The organism is Megasphaera sp. SC8-1, assembly GCF_024436295.1.
In the GTDB taxonomy this organism is placed as follows: domain Bacteria; phylum Bacillota; class Negativicutes; order Veillonellales; family Megasphaeraceae; genus Megasphaera; species Megasphaera elsdenii.
Window position 1 is genome coordinate 36,885 of record NZ_JANFQH010000006.1, and the last position, 14,044, is coordinate 50,928.

A 14,044-nucleotide genomic window follows, 5' to 3' on the forward strand; every position below is an offset into this window, starting at 1 on the left:
CAAGCCTTTTTCCCGCTAGCCGCCATTGGCTAACTTTATTCTGGATACAGTTCTTTGTTCCGTTTTACGATTTCCATGACCAAGTTGGCCGTTTCTTCGATGGCCTTGGACGACACATCGATGATGGGACAATGGAGACGGCGCATGACGCCGCGGGCATATTCCAGTTCTTCATTGATCCGTTCGATGTTGGCATAGCTGGCATTGGCATCGAGGCCCATGCTGCGCAGGCGTTCAGACCGGATGAAGTTCAGCTTGAACGGGTCGATGATGAGGCCGACGATCTTGCGGGCCGGGATCTGGAACAATTCCGGCGGCAGGCTGACTTCCGGTACCAGCGGCAGGTTGGCCGCTTTGATACGCTTATGAGCCAAGTACATAGAAAGGGGCGTCTTCGACGTACGCGATACGCCAACGATGACAATATCGGCCTTCAAGAAGCCCATGGGGTTCTTGCCATCGTCGTATTTGACGGCAAATTCAATGGCTTCGACGCGTTTGAAATACTCTTCGTCGAGCTGGTGGATCATGCCGGCTTTCAACGTCGGTTCCGTATCGGTCAAGGTGCCGACACCGGCCAGCATGGGGCCGATGATGTCGACGACGGTAACGTTGGCCGTCTTGGTCAGTTCCCGCAGCTTCCGGCGCAGGGATGGGGAAATGATCGTATAGCAGATCATGGCCTTGTTGGCTTCGGCTTTGCAGACCAGTTCTTCGATCTGCTGTTCCGACCGGATATACGGCACACGGATGATGTTAAATTCCTGTTTGTCATACTGGCTGGCTGCTGCCCGGGCCACGCGTTCGGCTGTTTCACCGAGCGAGTCAGAGCAAGCATAAATAATCGGTTTTTCCACGGTTATCTCCTCCCTAACCCACATTCTACAAAGAGACGGGTTATGTTCGTTTTTGATATTCTGCCCAGGACCTTCAATTCCTTCTTGTCATCTTCGTCAGTCCCTTTGACCTCGACGACGGGCAGGCAGTCGATTTCATATTCGATCAGGCGCTGAGCCGCGACGATCGCCTTTTCTTCAGGCTGGGCGTAAATCACCTTGCTCACAGGCGTCATGACCATGCGTACCGGCAGGGCCCGAAGGTCATTGCTGCCCATAGCGGTTTTCAATAAATCCTTTCGCGATACGACGCCGGCCAGGATATTGTCCGTCCCGACAAATACGGTCCCCACGTCTTCCGTAAACATGGCGATGATGGCATCGTAAGCACTCGTATGCTCGCCGACGATCACCGGCTGAGACAGGCAGGAATCAATGGTAATATCCGTAATAGCCCGTGAGAGCAGGTCTTTCTCTTTGTTGCCCGTAAAAAAATAGCCTAATTTCGGCCGCGCATCGATGAGCCCTAACATGGTCAAGATGGCCAGGTCCGAGCGCAAAGCTGCCCGCGTCACGTGGAGCCGGTTGGCAATATGCTGGCCCGTAATCGGACTGTTTTCCTTTACAATCTGTAAAATCGTTTCCTGACGTTCCGATAACATAGCGTCTTTTCACCCCCTATATAGCAAGCGTTCTCTTATTCACTTATTATCATAACATATATAAAAACATCCCGCGATATAAGATGTATAATATGCAAATAGTGTATAATACAAGGCCGTAGTATGAGAAAAAGGCGGCCCAAAAGTCTGCTTTTCTTTTGGGACCGCCTTTCTATTACTCATAAATCGGATATGCTATTACCAATTACCACGTATAGTCTTCCGTATCAGCACGGCCCTTGCCTGTCAGCGAATCGAGGAGGATACGCTGTTCGACTTGTGCTACGTGTTTCCGTGTCGATACGACAGCGTCGGGGTTGACCGAGATGGAATCGATGCCGCTCTTGACCAGAAATTCGGCGAAGTCCGGATAGACGCTCGGTGCCTGGCCGCAGATGGAAACGGTCTTGCCGTCTTTGTGAGCAACCGTGATGAGATGGCGGATAGCCCGTTTGACAGCCAGGTTGCGTTCATCGAAGAGCGGTGCGACTGTATCGTTGTCGCGGTCGCAGCCCATGACGAGCATGGTCAGGTCGTTGGAGCCGATGGAATAGCCATCGACGAACTGATTGAACTGGTCAGCCAGGATGATGTTGGCCGGGATTTCAGCCATGAGCCATACTTTGAAGTCCGGACCGCGATGGAGGCCTTCCTGAGCCATGAGGTCGACGACTTTCTGCATTTCATCGACGCGGCGGCAGAAGGGAATCATGACGTTGAGGTTCTTGAAACCGTATTCTTCACGGACTTTGCGGACGGCTTTCAATTCCAGTTTGAACGCTTCGACGTATTTCGGGTCATAGTAACGGGAAGCACCGCGCCAGCCGAGGAGGGCGCTGCTTTCCTGGGGTTCGTATTTATCGCCGCCCGTCAGGTTGCGGTATTCACTCGATTTGAAGTCGCTCAGGCGCAGCGTGACCGGACGCGGAGCCAGTGCCTGGCAGACCTTGCGGATGCCTTCGGACAGCTGATCGACGACGTAGTCAGCCCGGCCCGTTTCGATGAGATACAAAGGATGTTCGTGAATGAACGTCGTCCAGATAAATTCTTCACGCATGAGGCCGATGCCATCGCAAGGCAGTTTGCCGTATTTTTCAGCCAGATCCGGGTTGCCCAGGTTCATGTAGATTTTCGTGCCCGTAATCGGTGCGGCTTCGGCAGCGACGACTGTCGTTGCAGCCTGGCCGGCCGGAGCTTCGGCAGCTTCCGGTTTGACGATGTCGGCGACGATGCCTTCATAGACGATGCCGTTCGTCGCATCGACCGTGATTTCTGCGCCATCTTGGATGGTCGTCGTTGCTTCGACGCTGCGGCTCTTCGTGCCGACGATGCAGGGGATGCCCAGTTCACGGCTGACGATGGAAGCGTGACAGGTCATGCCGCCGGCATCGGTGACGATAGCTTTGGCCTTCTTCATGGCCGGAACCCAGTCCGGTGCCGTCATGGTCGTTACCAGGATTTCGCCGTCTTTGAATTCAGCGATCTTAGCCGGGTCGAGGATGACATGAGCTTTGCCAGCGGCACTGCCCGGGCTGGCCGGCAGGCCTTTGACGACGACCTTGCGGTCCGTCGTGACAGCAGCCTTAGCGGCAGCAGCTTCTTTCTTTTCTTTATTCTTCTTGGACCAGACTGTTTCCGGACGGGCCTGGAGGAGCCATACCTTATTGGTCCGTTCATCGACGCCCCATTCCATATCCATGTAGCAGCCGTAATGTTTTTCAATGGCTTTGGCATATGTAGCCAGTTCTTTGACCTGTTCGTCCGTAATGACCTGCTGTTTCTGCAATTCCGGCGGAACGAGTTTTTCTTCGCAGTCGCCGCCCGGTTTGCGGACCAGTTCGATCGGTTTGGTATTGATCATCTTGGAGAGGATGGTCAAGTCATCTTTGCGGACTTTGAAGTTATCCGGCGTAACCGTGCCCTGTACGACGTATTCGCCGAGGCCCCAGGCGCCTTCGATGGTGATCGTCGAATCGTCGCCCGTGACCAGGTCGACCGTGAACATGACGCCGGCGGCTTTGGAGAAGACCATCATCTGGATGGCGGCGCTCAAAGCGACGGAGAGATGATCGAAGCCCTGTTTCGTACGATAGTACGTAGCGCGGTCCGTAAAGGTCGATGCATAACATTCCTTGACCTTCTGGATGACCATGTCAGCGCCCTGGACGTTGAGGTACGTGTCCTGCTGGCCGGCAAAGCTGGCATCGGGCAAATCTTCTGCCGTTGCACTGGAACGGACGGCGACGAAGGGATTGGCTTCGCCGACTTTCTTGCCCAATTCTTCATAACTCTTGCGGATGTCTGCTGCCAAATCAGCCGGCATTTCAGCATCGCAGATTGCCTTGCGGATCTTAGCCGTGACATCGCGGAGCTGGACAGCGTCTTCGACGTCAGTCAGGCCTTTCAGCAATTCCGGGATGGTGACGTCCATGCCCGTTTCATGCATGAAATGACGATAGCCTTCTGCCGTCGTCGCAAACCCATAGGGAACGGGGACATCCGTCTGGGATGTCAATTCACCGAGGGAAGACGATTTCCCGCCTACGAGGGAAACATCAGCCCTGCGCAGTTCATCGAACCACAATACATATGCTTTTTCTCTGTCCTTTGCCATAATCCTTACCTCCTGCTGCTATACCCAAGCGTGTACGCTAAATTGTCTGCTTGTTACGTTTATAGTACGCTATTTATTTGTAAATGTCAATGGCCTTTCTTAAAAAGCTATGTGATACCTCTTTTAAGGGTATACTATATGTGAAATATTTTCAGAATCCGTATAGCGTAAAACGATTTAAGTCCAAAAAACGCTTTAAATTTTCTCAACCTGCCCTGCCTATATAGGATAATAATGGCGGATGTGATATAATAAGAAATTAGTAATGTTTCATTACCTGCTCATCTTGAACGATTATGTCGTCACGTAGGAGGAAAATATGTATACACCCAGACGCAGAGCAAAAAAAGCCAAAAAAGCCGGTCCCCTTCGCCGCATCCGCCTTTTCATCGCCTTATGCCTTGTCGTTTTCGCAGGCCTAGGCTTTGGCTATATTTTTGCAGCCTATCAAAGTTTGCCTGCCGTAGGCAATAACATGCGGCCTGCCGTTTCATCGCAGGTCTTCGATTCCCACGGCCGGCTGATTACGACCCTTCATTCCGACCAGAACCGCTTGCCCATCGACATCAATAAAGTGCCGCAGAACCTGCAGAACGCCTTCATCGCTGCCGAAGACAACCGCTTCTATGAACACATCGGCATCGACCCCATCGGCATCTTCCGCGCCATCTTTGCCAACCTGACAAACCGCGGCATCGCCCAGGGCGGCAGTACCATCACCCAGCAGCTGGCCAAGAACGCCTTCTTGTCCCAGGAACAGACATTGAAGCGTAAGATACAGGAAGCCATGCTGGCCCTGGAAATCGAACACAAATACAGTAAAAAAGAAATCCTGGAAATGTACATGAACCAGATCTACTTCGGCCAGGGCGCCTATGGCATCCAGACAGCGGCTAAGACGTATTTCAATAAAGACGTCAACGAATTGAGCCTGACGCAGTGTGCCATGCTGGCCGGCCTGCCCAAGAGCCCGAACTACTACTCGCCGTTCAACAACCTGAACGAAGCCAAGAAGCGCAAGAACGTCGTCCTCGACCAGATGGTCAAATATGGCTACGTATCGGCAGCAGAAGCGGAAGACGCCAAGAACCAGGACCTGGGCCTCTCCAAGAGCCACCAGGCGAAAGAAGCCGACGAATACGCTTCCTTCATCGACTACGTCTCCCAGCAGGTCGCCAAGAAATACGGCGACGATGCCCTCTATAAAGAAGGCCTCAAGATCTACACGACCATGGACGTCGACAAACAACACGCCGCCGTCCGGGCCATGCGCAACCTGCCCAACAACTATACCGACGAAAACGGCCTGACCCAGCCGCAGGCGGCTCTCGTCTCCATCGACCCCAAGACGGGCCATATCCTGGCCATGGTCGGCGGCCGCGGACAGGACAGCTTCAACCGCGCCAGCATGGCCGTCCGCCAGCCGGGTTCGGCCTTCAAGCCCTTCGTCTACCTGACGGCACTGCAGCACGACATGACGCCGGATACGACCATGAAAGACCAGCCCATCACCTACGGCGGCTGGAGTCCGAAGAACGCCGGCGGCTCCTACAGTGGCGCCATGAGCCTCAGCGATGCCCTGGCCCACTCGGTCAACACCATCGCCGTCCAGCTGGCTGATGAAGTCGGCACCAAGAACATCATCGCCAACGCCAAGAAAATGGGCATCACCACCCTCGACGCCAAAGACGACAACCTGGCCATGGCCCTGGGCGGCCTGACCCGGGGCGTCACGCCTCTGGAAATGGCCAGTGCCTACGGCACCTTCGCCAATAAAGGCGTCCACGTCAAACCGACGGCCATCGTCAAGATCCTCGACCGCAACGGCAACGTCCTGGAAGATTCGTCGACGTTAGAAAAAGAAGAAACGAAGACCCGCGTCATGTCCGAACGGGAAGCCTATGAAATGACGACCATGCTCGAAGGCGTCATCGACCACGGCACAGGGCGGGCTGCCGCCATCGGCCGTCCGGCAGCCGGCAAGACCGGGACGACGGACGACAACAAAGACGCCTGGTTCGTCGGCTACACGCCGGATATCGTCACGGCCGTCTGGATCGGCGACGATACAGGAGCCCACAGCTTAGGCGACATCTACGGTGGCACGGTCCCGGCCGAAATCTGGCGCGACTACATGTCGTCGGCCACGTCCGATGAATCGGGTGGCGACTTCTCCGCTCCGTCCGGCATGGAACGCCGCAAAGAAACGGCATCATCCAATAAGAGCTCGTCCCGCAGCGATGACCGGGAAGAACCAAAGAAAAAATCGGCAACGTCAGAAAAACCGACGACCAAAGAAAAATCCAAACAACAGACCCAGCAGCCGGCCAAACAACAAGCCGACCGCAATAATAAGGAATAAGGAAAAAGGCGCTGTCTTACGACAGCGCCTTTTTAGTGGTTCGTAGTTAATGGCTCGTAGCTCGTGGTTCGTAGGGGCCGGCCCATTCGGGACACCTCTCCTAGCAGGAGAGGCTTACGAAGCCTTCGTGCGGCCTCCCCTCACTCGCCCATGACGGCGATGGTTTCGGGGACGATGAAGTCCGCTTCGGTGCAGGCCCGGATATCTTCTACGGTATAGCCCGGGGCCAGTTCCCGCAGGACCAGGCCTTGCGGCGTGACTTCAAAGTAGCAGCGTTCGGTTACGATGTCGGTCACGCAACGGGCTCCCGTCAGGGGCAGCGTGCATTTCTTCAGTATCTTGGAATGGCCGCTCTTTTCGCAATGGTCCGTGGCGACGATGATCTTCTTGACACCGGCACAGAGGTCCATGGCCCCGCCCATACCGGGCACGAATTTCCCGGGGATGGTCCAGTTGGCGATATTCCCTTCCTGGTCGACTTGCAGCGTCCCCAAGACAGTCGCGTCAATATGGCCACCGCGGATGAAAGCGAAGGACGTTTCGTGGTCGTAGACACTGCCGCCGGTAATGACCGAAGCCGGCTGGCCGCCAGCATCGATGACGTCGATATCGACATGATTCCAGTCCGGCGACGGGCCGCTGCCAACGGTGCCGATTTCAGCTTCCAGCCAGAGGGATACGCCTTCGGGCAGATAGTTGACGCACATCAGGGGCAGGCCGATCCCTAAGTTGACGAAGTCCCCATTTTTGAAGAATTGGGCACAACGCCAGGCAATCAAAGCTCTTCCTTTCCGTTCAACCATGACCTCATCCCCTTTCCTGCCGTTCCCGCGCCTTGGCTTCGGCACGGGCCCTGGCCTTTTTCCACATCGGGCAGATAAACCGTTTTTCGCCCTGCCGTTCATAGACCATGTCGACGACAGGAGCCGGGATGGCGATTTCTTCCGGCAAGAGCTGGCCGACGGGGACGATTTCTTCGACTTCGGCGGCGACGAAATCAGCCGCATAAGCGATGGTACTGTTCGTCGCCCGCGAATTCATGCGGAAATAGAGGTTCCCTGCCGTATCGGCTTTGGTCGCCTTGACCAGGGCTACGTCGGCATGGAGCGGTAATTCCAGGAGATATTCCTTCCCATCGATGACCAGCTTCTGTTTCCCTTCTTCGACACTCGTACCGACACCGGTCGGCGTCAGGACGCCGCCCAGGCCGGCACCGCCGCAGCGCACGCGTTCGGCCCAGGTCCCCTGGGGGACGAATTCGACGGCCAGTTCACCGGCCAGCATCTGTTTCAGCGCTTCCGGATTGAGGCCGATATGCGTCGTAACGATGGACGACACGCGATGAGCCACGATCAGCTTGCCTACGCCCTGGCCGGGATAGCCGGCCGATACGGCGATGGCTTTGATATCCTTGACGCCTTTTTCCAGCATGCCGTCGATGATTTCATCAGCCGCGAATTGGCCATGCCAGTCACCGAACATGATGGTCTGTCCGTCATGGATATGCTCCAGGATATCTTGGAGAGAAAATACCTTCGATAACACCGTACTCACTCCCTTTCAGAGGACAGCCTTACTGGCCGGTAAAATGGGGACGCCGTTTTTCCATGAACGCGCAGACGCCTTCGGCAAAGTCCTGGGTCCGGGCACATTCACGCTGGCACGGGACTTCGATGTTTTCCAGGTAGTGCTGATATTCAGCAAAAGCAGCGGCATAAATCTGGCGCTTGATGTTCTTATAGGAAATAATCGGTCCGGCAGCCAGTTTCTTGGCAAATTTCATCGTTTCTTCATCGAGGGCATCGTTGGGCACAATGCGGTAGACAATGCCCAGATCCTTGGCTTCCTGTGCGCTCACAGGGCGTCCGGTAGCGCAGATGTCCATGGCCCGTTTCGGCCCCAGCTGTTTGACCAGGAGATAGGAACCGCCCGTATCGGGGACCAGGCCCAGATTGACGAAGGCCATGATGAACTTGGCGTTTTCACTGCAAATGATGAAATCCGCTGTCAGGGCCAAACTGGCACCGGCACCGGCCGCAGCCCCGCTGACCGAGGCGATGACCATCTTGCTCATCTTCTTCAGGCCATCCGTGACCTTGCCGACCTTGCCGATAAGGCCGTCCATATTGACATCGCCGCCGGCCTTGATGAGCTGGTAGAAGTAGCCGATATCGCCGCCGGCCGAAAAAGCACGGGGCAGCCCTTTGAAGACGACGACCTTTACCGATTCATCCGCTTCAGCCGCTTGGACGACATAAAGGAGTTCATCGGCCATTTCTTCATCGATGGCATTGAGGTTCGTCGGATAATCGAGCTGAACGACAGCGATGCCATCTTCAACGGTATAATGTAACTTGTTGAGTTTCATATGAATCCCTCCTCATTATTATAACAAAAACGAATGAATACCTTTCTTTATAATCATATTATATCATAGGTTCCAGAAAAAAGCCTATACCAGAAAGGCATAAAAAAGGCGCTGTCTTACGACAGCGCCTTTTTAGTGGTTCGTAGTTCGTGGCTCGTGTTCCCTACAAGGTTAAACCTCTCCGATCCAGTTGGACCACTTTTCCTAATAAGAGAACGAGTTTGCAATTTGCAGCGAATCCCTCAAATTTAAAACCATCCGCTAACAACTAACCACTAACCACTGGCTTTTTTATCAATCTACGCAATACTGACAGAAGATGCCGCGGAGGTCGAAGCGGCGGCTTTCTTTTTCCTGACGGGCCGTTTCTTTCGGCTGGCCCATGGAAGCGACGAGTTCCTGGCCGCGGCAGTAGATGCCTTCGCCGTTGGCAGCGCCGCTGATGGGCAGGGGCATCATGGTGTTGATCATATCATCAAAAGTAAAGTGTTTATCCATTTGAAAAGCCTCCTCTGAAGATGCTCAAGTTTTTATTATCTTGCTTGAGCATAAGTTTACGCTTTTCAATGTCTTTTTGTCAATGCTAATCACGAATTACTTTTGCATTTCATCCATTCAATATTAGAATCGTTCTACGCTTTATTCAATACCTTATGGACCAAAGCGCTGACGGCCATCAGGATGACGACGACAGGGACGGTGATGCCCACGGGCGTATCGACATTGAGCAGGAAGCGGTACAGGGCGACGCCCAAAACCCAGAGGACGAGGTTGAGCCAGTTGACGCTGTCTGCTGTATGGTCCTGCTTGAGGATGAAGAAGTCCGACAAGAGGATGGCCGTCATCGGCGCAAAGACGGAACCGATGAGGTAGAGGAAATCCTGGAACTGGTCCGGTGCGGCGAAGATGGCCAGCAGGACGCCCAGGACCGTCGCGATAAGCGCTAAAATCTTATCCGATACCTTCGGGACCAGGCTCTGGCAGCTGACGCCGGCCGAAAAGGCATCGAGGAAGGTCGTCGTGACCGTCGACAAGAGGACGACGAGGATCCCGGCGACGCCCAGGCCGGCCTGGACCATGATGGCCGCAATGTCATCCTGGCCGGTGAACAGGGCCGCGCCCATGCCGATGAGGAACATCCACGAGCTGGCGATGAAATAGGCACTGCAGCTGGCCGCCGTAGCCAGGCCCGGCTTTTCAGCCGTCCGCGTATAGTCCGAAATAATGGGCAGCCATGACAGCGGCATGGCGACAGCCAGTTCGACGGCGCCGCCAAAGGTGAGGTCGCCAGCCGGTACCTGCGGCGCCCCGCCTTTGAAGACGACCAGGCTGAGGACAATCGTCAAGATGAACAGGGCCGCCATGACGACGACGTTGATCTTGCTGAGGTTCTTCAGTCCCATGACGATCCACACGGCGATGAAGGCGCCGATGATGAGGCTCCACCAGGACACGCCGATGGCGGCGATGGTATTGGCAGCCAAAGCGGCACTGGCGACCATGACCGCCGTCCAGCCGACGAGCTGGATGACATTCAGGCCGGCAAAGAGCTTGGCCCCCTGGGTCCCGAAGGAAATGCGGACCGTTTCCATGGCACTGCCGCCCGTCCGGCCTCCGATGAGGCCGGCCAGGTACATGACGACACCGCCGATGAGATGGCCCAGGATGATAGCCGCAAAGGCTTTGGCAAAGCCCAGCGGCGCCAGGAGCATACCCGTCAGGATTTCGGCGATGGAAATGCCGGCGCCGAACCATAACAGGCCGTTGGAAAAGACAGACGTCTTACGTTCATTCATAATAAAATACCAACCTTTCTTTTATAATGCTACATCAGTATAACACATTCTCCGGGAAAACCCTACGTACACAACATCTTTGTTACAATTCCAACTCACTTTACTAAGAAAAAATGGCTTTACCTTTATTGCTATAAAATGACATGCTATACTTAATGAATCAATGATAACTATACCTACTTATTTAACATCATGACTGGAGTGATACCATGCAAATTGACAAGCGCCTGAAAATCGTCATTGCCGCTGTCATCGTGGCGGCCTGTGCCTTTGGCGGCTATAAATACTATGAATCCCAGCAAGCCGCAAAACAATCCAAGGCCATCGAAACAGCCGATGTCGTCCGCAAAGACCTGCGTTCGACCGTTTCCGCCACAGGGACCATCAGCCCTGTCGATTCCGTCGAAGTCTCGCCGAAGATCACGGCCCGCATCAGCCAGGTCCTGGTCAAAGAAAATGACCGGGTCACAGCCGGCCAGACCGTAGCAGTCCTCGACGGCAAAGATTATGAAGCCAAACGCGACCAGGCCCAGTATAAGGTCACCAACACCAAAGTCGAATACGACCGGGCCCAGCAGCTCTATGACCTCGGTGCCGGCACCAAACAGGCCCTGGATACGGCGAAATTCAACTATGACACTGCCGTCAGTACTTTGACGGAAGCCGAATCGGACGTTGCCGAAACGGTCATCACGGCGCCCATGGACGGCGTCGTCGTCGGCGAACCGAAGACTGTCGGCACCATGGCCGTCCAGGGTAACAGCAACCCGACGGTCATCATGCGCATTGCCGACACGTCGACGAAGCAGATTCTGGCCAAAGTCGATGAAACGGATATCGGCAAGATCCAAGTCGGCCAAGATGCGACCTTCACTGTTGACGCCTTTACAGACCGGACTTTCACGGCCCACGTCTCGAAAATCGCCAAAACCGATACGGGCAATACGTGGGATACGAACGGCTCCAGTTCGACGTCCAGCTCGTCGAGTTCGTCGGCCAGCGTCATCTACTACTACGTCACCCTCGACGTCGACGACCCGGATGACGTCCTGAAACTGGGCATGACGGCCCGCGTCGACATTACGACCTCGCAAAAAGATGACGCCCTCGTCGTACCCATCGCCGCCTTGAAGACCAACGACTCCGGCTCTTACGTCATCCGCGTCGATGCCAATGGCCAGACGGAACAAGTACCGGTCACGACGGGCATCTACAGCGATGAATACGTGGAAATCCTTTCGGGCCTGACCCAGGGCGACAAGGTTTCCATCGCCTATACGGCCTCCAGCAAGTCGTCGTCCTCGTCGAACAGCAATAGACGCCAGGGCCCGCCGCCCATGTAAGGGGGCCTCGCCATGAAGCATGTCATCGAATTGAAAGATATCAAAAAAATCTACCACATCGGCGGTGAAGACTTCGCCGCTCTGGCCGGCATTACCTTAAACATCGAAGAAGGCGAATTTGCCGCTCTCATGGGGCCATCGGGCTCAGGAAAATCGACGCTCATGAACATCCTGGGCTGCCTGGACCGGCCGACGTCGGGTTCGTATAAGCTCGGCGGCAAGGAAGTCGCCCACCTCGGCGACGATGAACTGGCCGTCGTCCGCAACCAGCACATTGGCTTCGTCTTCCAGAACTTCAACCTCTTGTCCCGCATCTCCGCCCTGGACAATGTCGCCCTGCCCCTGGTCTACGCCGGTGTCGGCCGCAGGGAACGGACGGAACGGGCCATGGAAAAGCTGAAATCCGTCGGCCTGGAAACGTGGGCCCACCACAAGCCCAACGAACTGTCCGGCGGCCAGCGCCAGCGCGTCGCCATCGCCCGGGCCCTGGTCAATAACCCGCATATCATCATGGCCGACGAACCGACGGGCAACTTGGATACGAAATCGACGAAAGACATCATGCGCCTTTTCGAAGCGCTCCACGAAGAGCACAAGACGATCATCCTGGTCACGCATGAACCGGAAATCGCCGCCTGTGCCAACCGCCAGCTCCTGCTCTCAGACGGCAGGATCACAAAAGACGCCGGAAAGGGGGTCGTCATGGATGTTATTTAGTGAAAGCGTGCAGATCGCCATTACGGCCCTGCTGTCCAATAAACTGCGCTCCATCCTGACCATGCTGGGCATCATCATCGGCGTCGGCGCCGTCATCGCCATGATTTCCATCGGCATGGGCGTCAAGCAGAACGTCACCAACTCCATCGCCAGCCTGGGCAGCAATATGCTCATTGTTTCGCCAGGTTCGACCAATCACGGCGGCGTCCGTTCGGCAGCCGGTTCGAGCCAGAAATTGAAATACGACGACGCCGTAGCCATCAAGAATAAAATAAAGAACATCGACTACGTATCGCCGACAGTCAACAGTTCCTACCAGATTGTCAACGGCAACCAGAACTGGAATACGTCGGTCTACGGCGTCACGCCAGAATACCTGCACATCCGGTCCCTCGTCGTCCAGTCGGGATCCTTCATCACCCAGAGCGACCTCAACTCGCGCAACCGCGTCGCCGTCATCGGCCCGACGGTCGCCGCCAACCTCTTCGACGAAATCAATCCCGTTGGCAAGAACATCCGCATCAACAACCAGCCCTATAAGATCATCGGCGTCCTGGAAAGCAAAGGCCAGTCCTCCATGGGCCAGGACCAGGACGACATCGTCATCGTCCCCTTGACGACGGCCCAGGAACGCCTCATGGGCATCACCTACGTCCGCTCCATCAACATCCAGGTCTCCAGCGCCGATAAAATCGAACAGGTCCAGGCCGAAGTCGAAACGCTCCTGCGCCAGCGCCACCATATCCGCAGCGGCAGCGAAGATGACTTCACCGTCCGTAACCTGACGAGCCTCATGGAAACCATGACCAGCACGACGACCATGCTGACCCTCTTCCTGGGCAGTATCGCCGCTATCTCACTCATCGTCGGCGGCATCGGCATCATGAACATCATGATGGTCTCCGTCACTGAACGGACGCGGGAAATCGGCATCCGGAAAGCCCTGGGCGCAACTTTTCAGAACATTATGATGCAGTTTCTCATCGAATCTGTCGTCATCGGCGTCATCGGCGGCCTCCTGGGCATCGCCTGCGGCGTCGGCATCGCCCTGGCTATCGCCAAGTCCGGCCTGTTCCAGACGGTCATCACGGCGGCGCCGATCATCATCTCTTTCAGTTTCTCCGTAGGCATCGGCCTCTTCTTCGGCATCTACCCAGCCCGGAAAGCAGCCAAACTCGATCCCATCGAAGCCTTGCGGTATGAATAAAAAAAGGGCTTGTCGCATGACGACAAGCCCTTTAAAGTTGTTATTGGCTAGCAGTTAGTTGTTAGCGGATGGCTTTAAAGCTGTAGCGGGCGTCCCGGCTTTCCTGCTAGGAGAGCTGTCAGCGCAGCTGACTGAGAGG

The 14,044-nt window shown here is 55.3% G+C and carries 12 protein-coding genes; 4 read left to right on the forward strand and 8 right to left on the reverse strand.

Going from position 1 to position 14,044, the window contains the following annotated elements:
* Nucleotides 1-35 precede the first annotated feature (35 nt).
* From NOS26_RS01520 to ppsA, 3 genes are all read right to left on the reverse strand, one after another.
* Complete coding sequence (locus NOS26_RS01520) at nt 36-857, reverse strand: pyruvate, water dikinase regulatory protein (protein WP_014014999.1); 822 nt, start codon at nt 855-857, stop codon at nt 36-38.
* A gap of 2 nt (nt 858-859) precedes the next feature.
* Nucleotides 860-1,498, reverse strand: coding sequence for a helix-turn-helix transcriptional regulator (locus NOS26_RS01525; protein ID WP_014015000.1), 639 nt, complete (start codon nt 1,496-1,498; stop codon nt 860-862).
* A gap of 205 nt (nt 1,499-1,703) precedes the next feature.
* On the reverse strand, nt 1,704-4,112 hold the full coding sequence (gene ppsA / locus NOS26_RS01530; RefSeq protein WP_014015001.1) for a phosphoenolpyruvate synthase: 2,409 nt from the start codon (nt 4,110-4,112) through the stop codon (nt 1,704-1,706).
* Between the two features lie 319 nt (nt 4,113-4,431).
* On the opposite strand from ppsA, the gene NOS26_RS01535 reads away from it, so the two are divergent.
* Nucleotides 4,432-6,474: a transglycosylase domain-containing protein gene (locus NOS26_RS01535; RefSeq protein ID WP_255917189.1), complete on the forward strand. Its 2,043-nt coding sequence runs from the start codon at nt 4,432-4,434 to the stop codon at nt 6,472-6,474.
* Between the two features lie 140 nt (nt 6,475-6,614).
* On the opposite strand, the gene NOS26_RS01540 is transcribed toward NOS26_RS01535, so the two are convergent.
* The 5 genes from NOS26_RS01540 to cytX form a co-directional block, all read right to left on the reverse strand.
* Entirely contained in the window at nt 6,615-7,277 is a 663-nt protein-coding gene (locus tag NOS26_RS01540; RefSeq protein WP_041647040.1) for a CoA transferase subunit B, read from the reverse strand.
* Nucleotides 7,278-7,281: 4 nt separating this feature from the next.
* Nucleotides 7,282-8,019, reverse strand: a complete 738-nt coding sequence (locus tag NOS26_RS01545; RefSeq protein ID WP_014015004.1) for a CoA transferase subunit A — start codon at nt 8,017-8,019, stop codon at nt 7,282-7,284.
* 28 nt (nt 8,020-8,047) lie between these two features.
* Nucleotides 8,048-8,842, reverse strand: coding sequence for an enoyl-CoA hydratase/isomerase family protein (locus NOS26_RS01550; protein WP_014015005.1), 795 nt, complete (start codon nt 8,840-8,842; stop codon nt 8,048-8,050).
* Nucleotides 8,843-9,136: 294 nt separating this feature from the next.
* Complete coding sequence (locus NOS26_RS01555) at nt 9,137-9,340, reverse strand: hypothetical protein (RefSeq protein WP_014015006.1); 204 nt, start codon at nt 9,338-9,340, stop codon at nt 9,137-9,139.
* A 134-nt stretch (nt 9,341-9,474) separates the two neighbouring features.
* Nucleotides 9,475-10,638, reverse strand: a complete 1,164-nt coding sequence (gene cytX / locus NOS26_RS01560; RefSeq protein WP_014015007.1) for a putative hydroxymethylpyrimidine transporter CytX — start codon at nt 10,636-10,638, stop codon at nt 9,475-9,477.
* Between the two features lie 209 nt (nt 10,639-10,847).
* Between cytX and NOS26_RS01565 the strand changes: the two genes are divergently transcribed.
* From NOS26_RS01565 to NOS26_RS01575, 3 genes are read left to right on the forward strand one after another with little or no spacing between them, the layout of a single operon-like run.
* Nucleotides 10,848-11,981 (forward strand): efflux RND transporter periplasmic adaptor subunit, encoded by a 1,134-nt coding sequence (locus NOS26_RS01565; RefSeq protein ID WP_014015008.1) that lies wholly within the window; start codon nt 10,848-10,850, stop codon nt 11,979-11,981.
* A 12-nt stretch (nt 11,982-11,993) separates the two neighbouring features.
* Nucleotides 11,994-12,698, forward strand: a complete 705-nt coding sequence (locus NOS26_RS01570) for an ABC transporter ATP-binding protein (RefSeq protein ID WP_014015009.1) — start codon at nt 11,994-11,996, stop codon at nt 12,696-12,698.
* Nucleotides 12,688-13,905, forward strand: coding sequence for an ABC transporter permease (locus tag NOS26_RS01575; protein ID WP_074787029.1), 1,218 nt, complete (start codon nt 12,688-12,690; stop codon nt 13,903-13,905). The genes NOS26_RS01570 and NOS26_RS01575 overlap by 11 nt, the downstream gene beginning before the upstream one ends.
* The last annotated feature ends 139 nt before the right edge of the window (nt 13,906-14,044 follow it).